The sequence below is a fragment of the Mesorhizobium sp. P2_D6 genome, from assembly GCF_056404315.1.
In genome coordinates, this window is record NZ_JBFUEG010000030.1 from 15,419 (window position 1) to 30,497 (window position 15,079).

The 15,079-nt window shown below is 62.7% G+C and carries 18 protein-coding genes; 15 read left to right on the forward strand and 3 right to left on the reverse strand.

What is annotated here, in order from left to right:
• Position 1: 1 nt before the first annotated feature.
• From AC1D1L_RS31745 to AC1D1L_RS31755, 3 genes are read right to left on the reverse strand one after another with little or no spacing between them, the layout of a single operon-like run.
• Positions 2 to 778, reverse strand: coding sequence for an amino acid ABC transporter ATP-binding protein (locus AC1D1L_RS31745; protein ID WP_477345384.1), 777 nt, complete (start codon positions 776 to 778; stop codon positions 2 to 4).
• Positions 778 to 1,437, reverse strand: coding sequence for an ectoine/hydroxyectoine ABC transporter permease subunit EhuD (gene ehuD / locus AC1D1L_RS31750; RefSeq protein WP_477345386.1), 660 nt, complete (start codon positions 1,435 to 1,437; stop codon positions 778 to 780). The genes AC1D1L_RS31745 and ehuD overlap by 1 nt, the downstream gene beginning before the upstream one ends.
• Positions 1,427 to 2,086 carry an amino acid ABC transporter permease gene (locus AC1D1L_RS31755; protein ID WP_477345388.1) on the reverse strand — a complete coding sequence of 220 codons (660 nt, stop codon included), beginning with the start codon at positions 2,084 to 2,086 and terminating at the stop codon, positions 1,427 to 1,429. Before AC1D1L_RS31755 ends, ehuD begins: the two co-directional genes overlap by 11 nt.
• A 378-nt stretch (positions 2,087 to 2,464) precedes the next feature.
• Here AC1D1L_RS31755 and trbB point away from each other — a divergent pair, with 378 nt between their 5' ends.
• The 15 genes from trbB to AC1D1L_RS31830 all read left to right on the forward strand — a co-directional run bounded on the left by trbB (position 2,465) and on the right by AC1D1L_RS31830 (position 15,066).
• Complete coding sequence (trbB, locus tag AC1D1L_RS31760) at positions 2,465 to 3,448, forward strand: P-type conjugative transfer ATPase TrbB (protein ID WP_477345390.1); 984 nt, start codon at positions 2,465 to 2,467, stop codon at positions 3,446 to 3,448.
• The gene (locus AC1D1L_RS31765) at positions 3,445 to 3,777 is read left to right on the forward strand and encodes a TrbC/VirB2 family type IV secretion system protein (protein WP_477345392.1); all 333 of its coding nucleotides are present in this window, start codon (positions 3,445 to 3,447) and stop codon (positions 3,775 to 3,777) included. The genes trbB and AC1D1L_RS31765 overlap by 4 nt, the downstream gene beginning before the upstream one ends.
• The gene (locus AC1D1L_RS31770; RefSeq protein ID WP_112394163.1) at positions 3,777 to 4,058 is read left to right on the forward strand and encodes a VirB3 family type IV secretion system protein; all 282 of its coding nucleotides are present in this window, start codon (positions 3,777 to 3,779) and stop codon (positions 4,056 to 4,058) included. Before AC1D1L_RS31765 ends, AC1D1L_RS31770 begins: the two co-directional genes overlap by 1 nt.
• Before the next feature lie 10 nt (positions 4,059 to 4,068).
• Entirely contained in the window at positions 4,069 to 6,519 is a 2,451-nt protein-coding gene (gene trbE, locus AC1D1L_RS31775; RefSeq protein WP_477345395.1) for a conjugal transfer protein TrbE, read from the forward strand.
• A complete protein-coding gene (trbJ, locus tag AC1D1L_RS31780) occupies positions 6,516 to 7,274 on the forward strand; it encodes a P-type conjugative transfer protein TrbJ (RefSeq protein ID WP_477345397.1) in 759 nt (252 codons plus the stop codon). The genes trbE and trbJ overlap by 4 nt, the downstream gene beginning before the upstream one ends.
• Positions 7,275 to 7,285: 11 nt before the next feature.
• Complete coding sequence (trbK-alt, locus tag AC1D1L_RS31785; protein ID WP_477345399.1) at positions 7,286 to 7,603, forward strand: putative entry exclusion protein TrbK-alt; 318 nt, start codon at positions 7,286 to 7,288, stop codon at positions 7,601 to 7,603.
• 2 nt (positions 7,604 to 7,605) lie between these two features.
• The gene (gene trbL, locus AC1D1L_RS31790) at positions 7,606 to 8,958 is read left to right on the forward strand and encodes a P-type conjugative transfer protein TrbL (protein ID WP_477345401.1); all 1,353 of its coding nucleotides are present in this window, start codon (positions 7,606 to 7,608) and stop codon (positions 8,956 to 8,958) included.
• Between the two features lie 3 nt (positions 8,959 to 8,961).
• Positions 8,962 to 9,651 carry a conjugal transfer protein TrbF gene (gene trbF / locus AC1D1L_RS31795; protein ID WP_477345403.1) on the forward strand — a complete coding sequence of 230 codons (690 nt, stop codon included), beginning with the start codon at positions 8,962 to 8,964 and terminating at the stop codon, positions 9,649 to 9,651.
• Positions 9,648 to 10,703: a P-type conjugative transfer protein TrbG gene (trbG, locus tag AC1D1L_RS31800; protein WP_477345405.1), complete on the forward strand. Its 1,056-nt coding sequence runs from the start codon at positions 9,648 to 9,650 to the stop codon at positions 10,701 to 10,703. The genes trbF and trbG overlap by 4 nt, the downstream gene beginning before the upstream one ends.
• Positions 10,700 to 11,857 (forward strand): TraB/TrbI/VirB10 family type IV secretion system protein, encoded by a 1,158-nt coding sequence (locus tag AC1D1L_RS31805; protein WP_477345407.1) that lies wholly within the window; start codon positions 10,700 to 10,702, stop codon positions 11,855 to 11,857. The genes trbG and AC1D1L_RS31805 overlap by 4 nt, the downstream gene beginning before the upstream one ends.
• 1 nt (position 11,858) lies before the next feature.
• A complete protein-coding gene (locus AC1D1L_RS31810; RefSeq protein ID WP_477345409.1) occupies positions 11,859 to 12,083 on the forward strand; it encodes a DUF2274 domain-containing protein in 225 nt (74 codons plus the stop codon).
• A 1,113-nt stretch (positions 12,084 to 13,196) separates the two neighbouring features.
• Complete coding sequence (locus AC1D1L_RS31815) at positions 13,197 to 13,460, forward strand: YMGG-like glycine zipper-containing protein (protein WP_477345411.1); 264 nt, start codon at positions 13,197 to 13,199, stop codon at positions 13,458 to 13,460.
• Between the two features lie 313 nt (positions 13,461 to 13,773).
• Positions 13,774 to 14,271, forward strand: coding sequence for a YidB family protein (locus AC1D1L_RS31820; protein WP_477345413.1), 498 nt, complete (start codon positions 13,774 to 13,776; stop codon positions 14,269 to 14,271).
• Positions 14,264 to 14,686: a DUF4112 domain-containing protein gene (locus AC1D1L_RS31825; RefSeq protein ID WP_477345415.1), complete on the forward strand. Its 423-nt coding sequence runs from the start codon at positions 14,264 to 14,266 to the stop codon at positions 14,684 to 14,686. The genes AC1D1L_RS31820 and AC1D1L_RS31825 overlap by 8 nt, the downstream gene beginning before the upstream one ends.
• A gap of 128 nt (positions 14,687 to 14,814) precedes the next feature.
• Positions 14,815 to 15,066, forward strand: a complete 252-nt coding sequence (locus tag AC1D1L_RS31830; protein ID WP_477345419.1) for a GlsB/YeaQ/YmgE family stress response membrane protein — start codon at positions 14,815 to 14,817, stop codon at positions 15,064 to 15,066.
• Positions 15,067 to 15,079: the final 13 nt, after the last annotated feature.

Genomic DNA, 15,079 nt, shown 5'->3' on the forward strand with positions numbered 1-15,079 from the left:
CTCAATGGCTCAGGATGGTATCCAGGAACAGCCGGGCGCGTGGGTGAGCGGCTGTTGAGAAAAAGTCTTTGGACGAGGCATGCTCGACAATGCGGCCTTCGTCCATGAAAACGATCTCATCCGCGACTTCGCGTGCGAAACCCATTTCATGGGTCACGCAGACCATGGTCACGCCGCTTCTCGCCAGCGCGATCATGACGTCCAGGACTTCCTTGATCATTTCCGGGTCGAGCGCCGAGGTGGGTTCGTCGAACAGCATGATGCGGGGATTGAGGCAAAGCGCGCGCGCGATCGCCACGCGTTGTTGTTGGCCGCCCGAGAGCTGGGCCGGGTAGGCCTGCGCCTTTTCGGGGATGTGCACTGCTGTCAGATGCTGCATGGCGATCTCTTCGGCCTCCCGTGCCGGTCTCAGGAGAACGCGGCGCAGCGCCAGCGTGCAGTTGGCGAGCACGGTGAGGTGCGGAAACAGGTTGAAGCTCTGAAACACCATGCCTGTCTGCCGGCGCGCCTTCGCGGTATCGCGGCCATCTTTGTCCAGAGTTGTCGCTTCGAACTGAATCGTTCCCTTTTGGAAGGGCTCGAGACCGTTGATGCAGCGGATCAAGGTTGACTTGCCGGAGCCGGACGGTCCGCAAACGACGATGCGTGCGCCCGCTCGTACGGAAAGATCGATGTTTTTCAAAACGTGGAGGGCGCCGAACCATTTGTTGAGGCCGTCGATCCGGACATGAGGGATGGATTGAACGGCTGGGACTGGAGGTGGGGCTTGAGCGAGCATCAGCGGCGTCCAGCTGCAAGCAGGCGCCGCTCGATGCGCTTCACCCCATAAGCAAGTATCAGCGCTAGCGCGAGAAACAGGATGCCGGCAACGGTCAGCGGCTCTGCGTATCGATAGGTTTCAGAAGCGATATCGAAGGCGCGTCCGAGCATTTCGGGCACGGCCAGGATTGCAAGATAGGGCGTCGCCTTGAGGATCGAAACAAGATAGTTGCCCAACGGTGCCGCGACGTTGCGCAACATCTGCGGCGCGATGACGAAAACGACCGTGTCGCGGCGGGTGAGCGACAAGGCTCTGGCCGCTTCGTGCTGGCCTTTTGGGATCGCGTCGATGCCCGCTTTGAACACCTCCGCCAGATAGCCGCTGTAGTACAGGCTCAGCCCCAGTATGCCGACTGTCATGGCGCCAAGCCGGATCCCGTAGAAGGGCAGGACGAAATAGAGGAAATAGAGCCAGGCCAGAACCGGCGTCGAGCGGATGAAGTCGATCAGGAAGCGGACGGCGAGGCCAGTCGCACCGGCGCCGCGGCGGATCATTTCGAAAGTGAAGCCAAGCGCCGAAGCGCCTAGACAACTCAACACCGTTGCGAGCAGGGTCGTTCCGATCGCCCCGATGATCGTCGGGACGGTCGATAGTGCGAAATCGAAGTTAAATCCCACGCGGCGTTCCTCTTTCAGGACTGACCCGCGCCTCGAGCCAGCGGCCTGCAAGCGCGATCGGATAACAGACGACGAAGAAGGCCAGCAGCAGCGCCGAATAGATCGCCACGGGGTCGTAGTCGGTCTGCGCGATTTCCTTGGCGCGGAAGGTCATGTCCGTCAGTGTGACCAGCGAGACGAGGGAAGTCGCCTTGACGAGCTGGATAAGGTTGTTGACAAAGGTCGGGCTCATCGCGACCAGCGCCTGCGGCAGCTCGATCAGGAGCAGGATCGCCGGGCGCGACAGGCCGAGCGCCATGCCCGCCTCGCGTTGGCCGGCGGGCAGAGACTGCAACCCGGCGCGAACCGCCTGGCTGGCATAGCCGCCGGTGTTGAGACCGAGCACCAATGCACTGACGGTGAGCGCCGACAGAGTGACCCCCATCACCGGCAGCACGTAATAAAAGAAGAAGAGCAGGACGACGACCGCTGAGCTGCGCCAGAATTCGATCACGGCGGTAACCAGAAAGCGCGTCATGCCGGTGGTCAGAAACTGCGCGACGCCGAAGACGAGCGCGAAGGGGACCGCAAAGACCAGGCCATAGGCGGTCACCTCTGCGGTGACGCCCAGCCCCTGCAGAATGCCCAGCCAGATCTCGATCATGTTCACGGGGTGCCTCAAAACTTCGTCGGGGCGGGCGGCGACGATGTCAGTATCGTTTCGGCGTGCCCGAGGAGGGCGGTTTTGCGCCGAGAAATCGCGCTCTCCGGACCGGACCTCATGACACCCTCCGCGCCGTGGAAAGAACGATCGCCTGTAGGAGCAGGCCATCGGTGGTTCTCTCATAAACCCGGTAGGAATCGAATGTCAATAAACATGTACTTACTATTGCGAAAGTTTACATTATAGCGCGGCCGCCGTTGGCCGGTAATTGCGCGCTACGCTACGATGACGGCTGAAATCCTTTGAATCGGACCGCTTCAGGGCTCTTTTGATCGTCCTCGACCGGGCGTTGCTTGACGCGTTCCCGGCTCAAACGGGGACAGGATGGCTACATCGCACAACGATACCGAGGGACGCGCGCGCAGCTCGCGCATGCTGCGCACCGCGCTCGGACCCGCCATCGCCCGGTTTCTCGACGATCCCGCGATCGTTGAAATAATGCTGAACCCGGATGGTCGTATCTGGGTGGATCGGCTTTCGGAAGGTTTGGCCGATACAGGGGAAATGCTGGCGCCTGCCGCTGGCGAGCGGATTGTGCGCCTGGTCGCCCATCATGTCGGCGCCGAGGTCCATTCCCGTTCCCCGCGCGTCTCGGCCGAGTTGCCGCAGACCGGCGAGCGTTTCGAGGGCCTGTTGCCGCCTGTCGTCGCAGCACCCGCCTTCGCTATCCGCAAGCCCGCCGTCTCCGTGTTCACGCTCGATGACTACGTCGCGGCAGGCATAATGTCCGCCGGTCAGGCAGCGATATTGCGCGCCGCGGTTGCCGGTCGCGCGAACATCCTTGTCGCCGGCGGCACATCGACTGGCAAGACCACCCTCACCAACGCGCTGCTCGCCGAAGTGGCGAAAGGGATGGATCGGGTCGTCATCATCGAGGACACCCGCGAACTGCAGTGCGCCGCGCCCAACCTTGTCGCAATGCGCACCAAGGATGGCATCGCCACGCTGGCCGATCTGGTTCGCTCTTCGCTGCGCCTGCGGCCCGATCGCATTCCCGTCGGCGAGGTGCGTGGCTCCGAGGCCCTTGACCTCTTGAAGGCATGGGGAACAGGGCACCCCGGCGGCATCGGCACCCTTCATGCGGGCTCCGGCATCGGCGCCCTGCGCCGCCTTGAGCAGCTTATCCAGGAAGCCGTCGTCACTGTCCCGCGTGCGTTGATCGCCGACACGATCGGCCTCGTCGCCGTCCTGTCCGGACGTGGCACCGCGCGACGGCTTAGCGAACTCGTCCGGGTCGAGGGTCTCGGCCCTGACGGCGATTATCGCATTGCTGAAGCCACACCGACCAACCCAGGAGAAACCTCATGATCCGCCTCCTTGTACGCTGCCACCACCGCCTGGCCACGGGGGCCACCGCCCTTGCCGTCAATCTCCTGGTCGCCTCGAGCGCCCACGCGTCAGGCTCCTCGATGCCGTGGGAACAGCCACTCGAAAAGATCCTGCAGTCCGTCGAGGGACCGGTCTCCAAGATCATTGCCGTCATCATCATCATCGTCACCGGCCTGACGCTGGCCTTCGGCGACAGTTCGGGCGGCTTTAGGCGGCTCATCCAGATCGTTTTTGGCCTTTCGATCGCCTTTGCGGCGTCGAGCTTCTTCCTGTCGTTCTTCTCGTTTGGCGGCGGAGCGTTGATCTGATGACAACCGCCCTTGAACAACTCGACGCGGTGCCGGGGTGGACGGTGCCCGTTCACCGGGCGCTGACGGAGCAGATCCTGCTCGGCGGCGCGCCGCGCGCAATCGCGATCCTGAATGGCACGCTGGCGGGCGCTGTCGGTCTTGGGCTGCGGCTGTGGCTGGTCGGTCTCCTCATCTGGGCAATCGGACATCTCACGGCGGTATGGGCCGCCAGGCGCGATCCGCTCTTTTTCGAAGTTGGGCGCCGACACCTGCGGCTCCCCGGACATCTTTCGGTTTGAGGGCGCCACCATGATGAGCCTTGCCGAATACCGCCGCACCGCTGCTCGCCTTGCCGACTATCTGCCTTGGGCAGCTCTCGTCGCGCCTGGCCTCGTGCTCAACAAGGATGGCAGTTTTCAGCGCACCGCGAGGTTTCGCGGCCCCGATCTCGACTCCGCCGTCGCGGCAGAGCTGGTTGCGGTGGCGTCGCGCATCAACAATGCCTTTCGTCGCCTCGGCTCGGGCTGGAGCGTCTTTGTCGAAGCGCAGCGGCACCAAGCCGCCTCCTATCCCGAGAGCCAGTTTCCCAATGCAGCCTCCAGCCTGCTCGATGCCGAGCGCAAGGCCGATTTCGAGGAGGAGGAAGTTCATTTCGTATCGAGCTACTTTCTCACATTCCTGTTTTTGCCACTGCCCGAAGACGCCACGCGCGCCGAGGGGTGGCTTTATGAGGGTCGCGACCAGTTGGACGCGGATCCGGGCGAGATCGTGCGCGCCTTTGTCGACCGGACAGAGCGCGTGCTGTCCCTGCTCGACGGGTTCATGCCGGAATGCCACTGGCTCGATGACGGCGAAACGCTCACCTACCTGCATTCGACGATCTCGACCAAACGCCATAAGGTGCGCGTCCCCGAGACGCCCATCTATCTCGATGCGCTGCTGGCCGATGAACCGCTCGCCGGCGGGCTCGAGCCGCGACTTGGCGACAAGCATCTTCGCGTGCTCTCGATTGTCGGCTTCCCGACCGCCACGACACCCGGCCTGCTTGATGACCTCAATCGGCTGGCCTTCCCCTACCGCTGGTCGACCCGCGCCATCCTGCTCGACAAGGTCGACGCTGTGCGCCTGTTGACCAGGATACGGCGGCAATGGTTTGCGAAGCGCAAGAGCATCGCCTCGATCCTCAAGGAGGTGATGACCAACGAGGCGTCAGTCCTCCTCGACACCGACGCCGCCAACAAGGCGGCCGACGCCGACACTGCGTTGCAGGAGCTCGGCGCCGACATGGCGGGCATGGCCTATGTCACCGCGACCGTCGCCATATGGGATTGCGACCCGCGCGTGGCCGACGAGAAACTGCGGCTTGTCGAGAAGGTCATCCAGGGCCGTGACTTCACGGCGATTGCCGAGACCGTCAACGCCGTCGACGCCTGGCTCGGCTCCTTGCCCGGGCACGCCTACGCCAATGTCCGCCAGCCGCCCATCTCAACGCTCAATCTCGCTCACATGATGCCCCTTTCCGCCGTGTGGGCGGGGCCGGAACGGGACGAGCATCTGGTCAGTCCTCCCTTGCTTTACGGCAAGACCGAAGGCTCGACCCCTTTCCGGTTGGTCCTTCATGTCGGCGATGTCGGCCATACGCTTGTCGTCGGCCCCACTGGCGCCGGCAAGTCGGTGCTGCTCGCGCTGATGGCGCTGCAGTTTTGCCGCTACCGCAAGGCTCAGATCTTCGCCTTCGACTTCGGCGGCTCCATCCGCGCCGCGGCGCTCGCCATGGGTGGCGACTGGCACGATCTCGGCGGGCACCTCACCGAAGGCGTGGACGCCTCCGTTTCGCTGCAGCCGCTCGCCCGGGTTCATGACACATACGAGCGCGCCTGGGCAGCTGACTGGATCGTCGCGATCCTGGCGCGCGAGGGCATCCAGATCACCCCGGACGCAAAGGAGCATATCTGGGCGGCGCTGACGTCGCTTGCCTCGGCTCCCGTCGAGGAGCGCACCCTCACCGGGCTCAGTGTGCTCTTGCAAGCCAATGACCTGAAACAGGCATTGCGCCCGTACTGTGTCGGAGGCGCTCACGGCCGATTGCTCGACGCCGAGGCCGAACACCTCGGCCAGGCATCCGTGCAGGCCTTCGAGATCGAAGGACTGGTGGGCACGCAAGCCGCGCCGGCTGTCCTGTCCTATCTGTTCCACCGCATCGGCGATAGGCTCGACGGGCGTCCAACGCTGCTCATCATCGACGAAGGCTGGCTTGCCCTCGACGACGAGGGGTTTGCCGGGCAGTTGCGCGAGTGGCTGAAGACGCTGCGCAAGAAGAACGCCAGCGTCGTCTTCGCCACCCAGTCACTCGCTGATATCGACAATTCAACCATTGCGCCGGCGATCATCGAAAGCTGTCCAACCCGGCTGCTGTTGCCCAATGAGCGCGCGGTTGAGCCGCAGATTACCGCCATCTATCGGCGCTTCGGCCTGAATGACCGCCAGATCGAAATCCTGGCAAGAGCGACACCCAAGCGCGATTACTACTGCCAGTCCCGTCGCGGCAACCGTCTCTTCGAGCTCGGCCTGTCCGAGGTCGGGCTGGCACTTTGCGCTGCGTCCTCGAAGAGCGATCAGGCCCTGATTGGCAGCATCATCGCCGAGCATGGCCGCCACGGCTTCCTGGCGGCCTGGCTGCGTGCCCGTGACGTCGGCTGGGCCGCCGACCTCATTCCCAACCTCATTCTTCCCGAACCTGAAAAGGATCCCCGACCATGACTGTTCGTCAAAGCCACCCGCGCGCCCTGCTTCTCGTCGCGGCGATGCTCACCGCCCCGGTCACCATCCCGCCGATGATGACTGCCCCAGCGTATGCCTTCATCGTGTTTGATCCATCGAACTATTCCCAGAATGTTCTGACGGCCGCGCGTTCGCTGCAGCAGATCACAAACCAGATCACCTCGCTTCAGAACCAGGCCCAGATGCTGATCAACCAGGCGCGTAACCTGGCGAGCCTGCCTTTGTCCTCGCTGCAGCAACTGCAACAGTCGGTACAACGCACGCAACAGCTTCTCGGGCAAGCACAAAACATCGCCTTCGACGTCCAGCAGATCGACAAGGCCTTTCAGCAGCAATACGGGAGCGTGTCGCTCTCTGCATCCGACCAGGAGCTCGTCACGGACGCGCGCTCGCGCTGGCAAAACACGGTAGGTGGCCTTCAGGACGCCATGCGCGTCCAGGCGGGCGTCGTTGGAAACATCGAGTCCAGCCGCGCACAGATGTCGGCGCTGGTCGGCGCCAGCCAATCGGCGACGGGAGCGCTGCAGGCGACGCAAGCTGGCAATCAGCTTCTTGCGCTCCAGGGCCAGCAGCTCGCGGACCTGACCGCTGTGGTCGCCGCCAACGGCCGCGCACAGGCGCTGACCGAGGCCGAGCGTGCCGCCGCAGTCGATCAGGGGCGGGAGCAGCGCCGCCGCTTCCTGGCGCCAGGCTCCGGCTACGAGGCCGGCTCGGTCCAGATGTTCAACCGCTGAGATCGAAGGCCATGGACGGAAAAACGCTCGCTCGCACGGTGGCTGTCATCTTTGTCGCGGCCGCCGTCACGGCAGCCGCGCTCGGTATGAGACGGAACGAGAACAAGCCGGCGGGCGAGGGCGCTGACACAACCGCAGGCTCGATGCCGAACCCGCTTCGCGATGGTCTGCGCCGCTGCCAGGTCCTCGGCGAGGCTGCCCTGCGTGACGATGGATGCGCCCGGCTATGGGCCGAACAGCGCGATCGCTTCCTTGGACTCAAAGAGCCATCGGGGCGTTCGATAGGCGAGCCGGACGCGCCAGATGCGGCCCTGCACGAGGCCCGATAAATATGGGCAATACAGGCGTCATCGACCAATTCCTGGCCACTTTCACCCGCTACATCGACAGCGGTTTCGGCCTGCTCGGCGGCGAGGTCGCCTTTGTCGCCACCACGCTGATCGTCATCGACGTGACGCTCGCCGCGCTCTTCTGGAGCTGGGGCGCTGATGACGACATCCTTGCGCGGCTTGTCAAGAAGACGCTCTTCGTCGGTGTCTTCGCCTATCTGATATCCGACTGGAACGGTCTCGCCCAAATCGTGTTCGAGAGTTTCTCCGGTCTTGGTCTCAAGGCGAGTGGAACCGGCTTCTCGGCACAGGACCTGCTGCACCCCGGCAAGGTGGCGCAAACCGGTCTCGATGCGGGACGACCATTGCTTGACGCGATCTCCGGTTTGATGGGCTACGTCTCCTTTTTTGAAAACTTCATCCAGATTGCTTGCCTGCTCTTTGCCTGGGCGCTCGTCCTGCTCGCCTTCTTCATCTTGGCGGTCCAGCTCTTTGTGACGCTGATCGAGTTCAAGCTGGCGACGCTGGCGGGCTTCGTGCTGATCCCCTTCGGTCTCTTCGGCAAGACTGCCTTCATGGCCGAGCGCGTGCTCGGCAACGTCATCTCGTCCGGCATCAAGGTTCTGGTGCTTGCCGTCGTCATCGGCATCGGATCGACGCTCTTCGGCGAATTCACCCAAGGCTTCGGCGGCGAGAGCCCCACCATCGACCAGGCCATGGCGATCGTGCTGGCGGCGCTGTCGCTGCTTGGCCTCGGCATCTTCGGTCCTGGCATCGCCAACGGCCTCGTCGCGGGTGGACCGCAGCTTGGCGCCGGTGCGGCCGTCGGCACTGGCCTTGCCGCGGGCGGCATGGCGGTTGCGGGCAATGGCGCAGCCGGCCTGGCGGCGCGAGGTGGGACAGCCGCATTCTCGGGAGCGGTGTCAGCCGCGCGTGGCGGCACGTCACTCGCTGGCGGTGCCTCCGCCGCTTATACGCTTGGCGCCGAGGGCCAGGCTGGCGCGGCAGGCATCGCCTCCGGGTTGGGCGGCATTGCGCGCGCCGGCGCTGCGGCAGCCTCCTCCCCCCTCAAGCGTGCTGCCGCAAACACCGGTCAGTCGCTTAAGTCCAGCTTCGCCTCCGGCGCGAGTTCGGCGACTGAAATCACCGGCGGTTCGTCGACCATGGGAACGATCCGCGGCACCGCGTTGTCAGGCGCGGGCAAGCCATCCGGCACTCACGGGCAGCCGGAATGGGCCAGACGCTTGCAGCGCTCTCAACGCCTCTCTCATGGCGCCCAGGCCGCCGCCCACGCGGTACGCGCCGGCGACAGCCCTGGCGGCGGAGCTTCGATTTCTCTTTCTGAAGGCAAATGATCCATGAATATCTTTAGGCGACCCGTGGTCCACTACGGCAAGACCCCTCGACCGGAAACCCCCTATCAAAAGGCGGAGCAGATCTGGGATGAACGCATCGGCTCTGCTCGCGTGCAGGCCCGCAACTGGCGCGCCATGGCGTTCGGGTCGCTCATCTTGTCGGCAGGCCTTTCCACTTCACTGGTCTGGCAATTGGGCCGCGGCACTGTCGTGCCCTGGGTCGTCCAGGTCGATACGATGGGCCAGGTTCAAGCGACCGCGCCCGCGATCGCAGATTATAAGCCGACTGATCCTCAGATAGCGTGGCATCTCGCCCGCTTTGTCGAACAGGTGCGCTCCATCCCCGCCGATCCGATCATCCTGCGCCAGGACTGGCTGCGCGCCTATGATTGGACCACCGATCAGGGCGCTGCGGCGCTCAACGACTACGCCCGCGCCAACGACCCTTTCTCCAGGGTCGGCAAGCAGCAGGTCGCGGTGGACATTTCTTCGGTCATCAGGGCTTCACCCGGCTCCTTTCGTGTCGCCTGGATCGAGCACCACTACGAAAACGGCCAGCTTTCCGGCACCGAGCGCTGGACCGCGATCCTGACGATCGTGACACAGATGCCAAACGACGCCGAACGTCTTCGCGCCAATCCGCTCGGCATCTACGTCAACGCCATCAACTGGTCCCGGGAGATGAGCCAATGAACCTGCCATTGTGTGTCATCGCCACTCCGGCTTTGACAATGTCGGCGTTTGCCTTGGTGTTGCTATCGGGCTCCATACTTGCCGGTTGCGCCACACCGCAGAAACCGCCTCAGATCTCCTATGATGCCTACGTGCCGCCTTTGCCCGCCCCTCCGGTAGCCGCGCTCGATGAAAGGCCAAAGCCGCTGCACGTTCCACCAGGGTGGGTCCCGGCCCGCGGCGGTGTCGCCGGCAGCACGCCGGAGGCGCGCGTCGAGAACGCCAACGCGGCGGCGCGAGTCCAGCCGCGTCGTGAGGGCTATTACAACGCCATTCAGATTTATCCTTGGAGCGAAGGAGCCCTTTATCAGGTCTATGCCGCTCCAGGACAGATAACGGACATCGCGCTTGAGCCTGGCGAAAGCCTGACCGGCGAAGGTCCGATCGCGGCGGGCGATACCGCGCGCTGGATCATCGGCGACACCGAAAGCGGAGCGGGCGTCACCAGGCGCGTCCATGTGTTGGTCAAGCCTTCGCGCTCGGACATCAACACCAATCTCGTCATCACCACCGACCGGCGCAGCTACATGATCGAGCTGCAATCGGGCGAGAAGCGGTACATGCCCGCCGTGGCATGGGCCTATCCCGCGCCGTCGGCCGGACAAGCGCGTGCGATCCCCGCGACACCGGTGCTTCCCGCCATCACCGCACGCAACCACCGCTATGGTCTCACCGGCGACGCGCCCCCCTGGAGGCCCGTCGGCGTTTATGACGACGGCAGGCGGGTCTATGTCGAGTTTCCACGCGGGATCGTGCAAGGCGAGATGCCGCCCATCTTCGTCATCGGCCCGGACGGCGAGGCCGAGATTGCCAACAGTCGCGTCTACCAGAACACCCTGATCGTCGACCGTCTCTTTGGCGCGGCGGAATTGCGGCTTGGCAGTGGCAAGCGGCAACAGACCGTCAGGATCGTTCGCGCCGATGCCACGAGGAGAGGTCCCTGGATGTCAGGCACCAACGCGGCGCCGAATGCAAGGAACGGATTTCGTCAAAGGGGAGGGGAGCAATCATGAACGAGAACGAAATCCCGGCTGCCCCCATGCAGCTTCGCGCCGATCCGCCGCGCGTCACGCGCCTGTCCCGCAAGGTGCTCGCCGGCATTGGCTTATGTGCATCGCTTGGCGTCGGCGGTGCGCTGATCTACGCGCTTCAAACGAATGAAACCGGCCGGCATGGCGACGAGCTGTACTCGACGTCCAACAGGCGGCCCGCCGACGGACTGGCCAGCCTGCCACGGGACTACACCGGTCCCGTTCTTGGGCCGCCGCTGCCTGGCGATCTTGGCCGGCCAATGCTTGACGCACAGCACAAGGGGCAGCCCGTCGTGCCGCCAACAATCGCGACACCCATGGTCGACGAGGCCGAACAACGCCGGCGGGCCGAAGAGGAGGCGGCCCGAATCTCGCGTGTCTTCTTCCAGACAGGGCAGTTAACTGGCGTAATGGCCGCAACCCAGCCCGGAGGAACCTCCCCGCCGAACCTTCGCGGCCCCGACCTTACCGGTCAGATCGGCCAGTCCACCACGCAAGACCGTCAACTCGACTTTCTGAATGCGGCCACTGATCGGCGCACCGTGGCGCCGGATCGCGTCACGCCGCCGGTATCGCCCTATGTGCTTCAGGCAGGGGCTGTCATCCCGGCGGCGCTCATAACCGGTATCCGTTCCGATCTGCTCGGTCAGATCACCGCTCAGGTCACCGAAAATGTCTATGACAGTCCGACGGGTCGTTCGTTGCTGATCCCGCAAGGCACGCGCGTCATTGGCCAATACGACAACGGGGTCGGATTCGGCCAGCGGCGCGTACTGCTTGTCTGGAGCAGGCTCGTCTTCCCCAACGGCCGTTCCATTGTTCTCGAACGCCAGCCTGGCGCTGACGCTCAAGGCTATGCCGGCCTTGAGGACGGCGTCGACTACCATTGGGCCGAGCTGTTCAAGGCCGCGGCACTCACCACTATCCTTAGCGTCGGCGCGGAGGCCGGCTCGTCTGGACAGGAAAGTGACATCGTGCGCGCCTTGCGCGGCGGCGCCTCCGACAGCCTCAGCCAAGTGGGCCAGCAGATCGTCCAGCGCCAGCTCAACATCGCACCCACGCTGACGATACGGCCAGGCTTTGCCGTGCGCGTCATCGTCACGCGCGATCTCGTGCTCGAACCCTATGGAGGCTGAAATGGCCAAGTTGAAACTCGGTCCGATCGCAGACGATAAGCCAGTCAAAGTCACAGTGGAGGTGCCGGCGCGGTTGCACCGCGACCTGTCCAGATATGCCGAGATCCTAGGGCGAGACTCAGGTCAGCCATCAGCCGATCCCGTGCGGCTGATTGTGCCGATGTTGGAACGCTTCATCGCGACGGATCGCGGCTTTACCAGGGCCAAGCAGGAGCGAAAGCCTTGAGAGCGCGGGCGTCATCGCCAAGCGGCGAATGCTCGTGAACGACTGTTACCAAGCCACGGTCGTCTAGTCTGAGGATTTGCCTTTTCCAGGTTAGGAATGCAAGGCCGGCCCCTAGCAACTGGCGATCGCAATCCTCTTCCCAGCTCGCACCGGAGTCCCGAGCACGGCGTGCGCGGCTTGGACCTGTTCGAGTGTCGACAGTATGTCGGAAGGGTATGTCAATGTGGAGTCGGCATTAGCCATTACTCGAACCCCCAAAAATCACCCGCGTCGTTCAGGTCGACCGTCGGATTTCTTTCTCGCTGCCGTCGCATTTTGGCCCGTCGGAGCTTCGCTTTTCGCGTCCTTGGAGTGGGCTGCCAAGGCGGGGCCAGCGCCAGTAGCCTTACGCATATCACCGCCGCCATGCTTTTCCGGTTGCACCTTTTTACTAACCAGGCCTGAAAAAAGTCTGCCGAAGAATCCCATTCTTTTTCCCTGCTAAGCGCTTCATCCTCAGCTGATACAAATTTGTGTGCGGGTGATTTGTTCCCTCACCAATCAAGTTGTGTGTTTCAGCCGCATGATCCCTGCCGGGGGCGAAGCGGTTCAGTGGGGGGACGCGGCCTGAGTGCCATTCGCCCGGCGGCACTTTCCGACCTCTCAATATCCGTCGCGAGTGGTGACGGGCCTGCCTTGGTCGGAGAACCGTTTTCAATGAGGCTGTGGAACGTCCTGAAGAGATCGACGTTGGGCGATGATCCGGTTGAGGACACGTCGGCATGGTAATGTTCAACGACAGGAAGGTTCAGCGGATAGTCGAAAACGGATTGCTTTCGACTGACGAAAAGATCGAGCAGCTGCCTGGCTGAAGATGGGGGCGGGTATGTTGCGCCTGTTCCATCTGAAGAGAAGTCCTTCCGTGTCTTCTTCCTATCAAGGGAAACCGGCATCGACCCCGATCAAGCTCGCGAACTCGTCGATAGCATTGAAGGAGACGGTGCCGCGTTGGTGGACGCCGCACGCCGAATGAAAATCAGGCCCAATGACTGACGAATGGCAGCGGGTGTCGGTGGATCAAAAAACCCGATCGCGCATTTAAGTTATGGCTAATAATGGCCTAAGGAGGAATCAATGAAAAAGACGCTTCTTATTTTGAGTCTACTTATCCCGCTCGCAGCATGTTCGCGCACCGAACAGGGCGCTGCCGTCGGCGGATTGGGCGGCGCAGCAGTAGGCGCCGCCGTGGCAGGCGACCCCGTCAAAGGCGCGGTTGTTGGCGGCGCAGTTGGCGCGATAGCCGGGGCGGTCATTGGGCACGCCAGCGAAGCCGGCCAGTGCAGATACCGCGATAGGTATGGAAGAATTTACGTGGCTCGGTGCCCGGACGGCTACTGATTTAGAAGGCGCGTGGTCCTCTACGATCACGCACCTTCTGATTTCGGTCCATGCCTTGGCTGCTCTCTTCCATCAGTTTTGGCTTCGCGATGGGACATTGAAGCGGATGCTGGCGTCAAATCGATGAAGCCAATAGCTCTTTGCGGCAGCCCGCGATCCACCTAAGCGTAACTTCGTACCGGCCCTCACACCTCAGTCGGATAGCTTGGTCGCGCTCGGACAGCGCCGCAACGATACCCAACATTAGATCGCCGCTCGCGGAACTTTTGTGAAGCTGAGCCCTTCCTCCATTTGAACCGTGGAGGAGACCAAGATGGCAAATCTGGGAAGATTGGCGATCGCGATGCTTGGCGTCCTGGCATACCAGAATCGCGACAAGATCGGCGACATGATCCGTGGGGCGGGAGATCGTAATCCAAGCGACCCGCAAGGCGGGATTCTGGATCAGATATCGAAAGGCGTGTCGGGGACAGCCCTCGGCGACATCCTCGACCGATTCAGAGGGGCAGGGGCAGGATCGAAGGTCGACTCTTGGGTTGGCACCGGGCCAAACCAGCCTATCCAGCCGAGCGACGTGGAAGCGGCAATAGACGAAGACACGCTGACGTCCCTCTCAATGCAGACCGGCCTTTCGCGCGAGGAACTTATCAGCAGGATAACCCGGGATTTGCCCGAGGCGGTCAACAAGATGACGCCAAATGGTAAGTTGCCCCATGAGCCGACGCGAGGCTCGGATGAGACGACCCTGCTTGATGACGTGCCTACGCGTTGGCCACAAGCTAAGAATTCAACCGGCGAGAGCGATGTCTAGAGCCACAGCTCTAGACCGGGGCGATTTGATAAATCGCACACGCCCGGCCGCTGAGACGAGCCGGGAGGGCCATCGCGATTCTGAGGTTGCAAGAGCAATTGTCGAGTTGGATTTGTTGGCCGCATTGCTTGATTCCCGATGGCGCATTCCAGGAACATCAATTCGTTTTGGGCTGGATGCCCTGGTGGGTCTGGTGCCCGTACTCGGAGATGTGGCGACGGGCCTAGTCTCGGCATATATCGTGGTGCGAGCCCGAAACTGCGGTGCTGGAAATGGCTTGGTCGCTCGCATGTTAGGGAACGTGCTGCTTGATATGGTAGGGGGAAGCGTTCCTATTCTCGGTTCAATCTTCGATATCTATTTTAAAGCCAACAACCGCAACATCCGACTGCTTCGTCGTCACCTCCAGAGGTAGGCGGAAGCTGGCAGTTGGCCGGTGACGCGACCTGCCTGAGTGTAGCTCAGTATTCACCCCAGGGAACTTTATTGGCGTATGGCACGTTTTCTCGCCGAACCAATTTCGGTTCAAGTAAAGGGGAAAATATGGAAAATCCAGGTGTCGGTTGGATAGCTGCTATCGTCATCGGCGGTATCGCCGGCTGGCTCGCCGAGATGTTCATGAAAAGCAATATGGGCGTGCTCATGAACATCATTTTAGGGATCGTCGGCGCCATCGTCGCCAACGTCCTTCTCGGGCTGCTGGGCGTATCATTGACCGGCTGGCTTGGCTATCTTGTCGCCGGCTTCATCGGCGCATGTATTTTGATCGCCGTGGCTCGAATGATTAGACGCTGATCCGATCATCGAG

Bases quoted from the DNA above. Each gene is read 5' to 3' on its own strand.
- AC1D1L_RS31745 (WP_477345384.1), bottom strand. From the start codon at position 778: ATGCTCGCTCAAGCCCCACCTCCAGTCCCAGCCGTTCAATCCATCCCT.
- trbB (WP_477345390.1), top strand. From the start codon at position 2,465: ATGGCTACATCGCACAACGATACCGAGGGACGCGCGCGCAGCTCGCGC.
- AC1D1L_RS31765 (WP_477345392.1), top strand. From the start codon at position 3,445: ATGATCCGCCTCCTTGTACGCTGCCACCACCGCCTGGCCACGGGGGCC.
- AC1D1L_RS31770 (WP_112394163.1), top strand. From the start codon at position 3,777: ATGACAACCGCCCTTGAACAACTCGACGCGGTGCCGGGGTGGACGGTG.
- trbE (WP_477345395.1), top strand. From the start codon at position 4,069: ATGATGAGCCTTGCCGAATACCGCCGCACCGCTGCTCGCCTTGCCGAC.
- trbJ (WP_477345397.1), top strand. From the start codon at position 6,516: ATGACTGTTCGTCAAAGCCACCCGCGCGCCCTGCTTCTCGTCGCGGCG.
- trbK-alt (WP_477345399.1), top strand. From the start codon at position 7,286: ATGGACGGAAAAACGCTCGCTCGCACGGTGGCTGTCATCTTTGTCGCG.
- trbL (WP_477345401.1), top strand. From the start codon at position 7,606: ATGGGCAATACAGGCGTCATCGACCAATTCCTGGCCACTTTCACCCGC.
- trbF (WP_477345403.1), top strand. From the start codon at position 8,962: ATGAATATCTTTAGGCGACCCGTGGTCCACTACGGCAAGACCCCTCGA.
- trbG (WP_477345405.1), top strand. From the start codon at position 9,648: ATGAACCTGCCATTGTGTGTCATCGCCACTCCGGCTTTGACAATGTCG.
- AC1D1L_RS31805 (WP_477345407.1), top strand. From the start codon at position 10,700: ATGAACGAGAACGAAATCCCGGCTGCCCCCATGCAGCTTCGCGCCGAT.
- AC1D1L_RS31810 (WP_477345409.1), top strand. From the start codon at position 11,859: ATGGCCAAGTTGAAACTCGGTCCGATCGCAGACGATAAGCCAGTCAAA.
- AC1D1L_RS31815 (WP_477345411.1), top strand. From the start codon at position 13,197: ATGAAAAAGACGCTTCTTATTTTGAGTCTACTTATCCCGCTCGCAGCA.
- AC1D1L_RS31820 (WP_477345413.1), top strand. From the start codon at position 13,774: ATGGCAAATCTGGGAAGATTGGCGATCGCGATGCTTGGCGTCCTGGCA.
- AC1D1L_RS31825 (WP_477345415.1), top strand. From the start codon at position 14,264: ATGTCTAGAGCCACAGCTCTAGACCGGGGCGATTTGATAAATCGCACA.
- AC1D1L_RS31830 (WP_477345419.1), top strand. From the start codon at position 14,815: ATGGAAAATCCAGGTGTCGGTTGGATAGCTGCTATCGTCATCGGCGGT.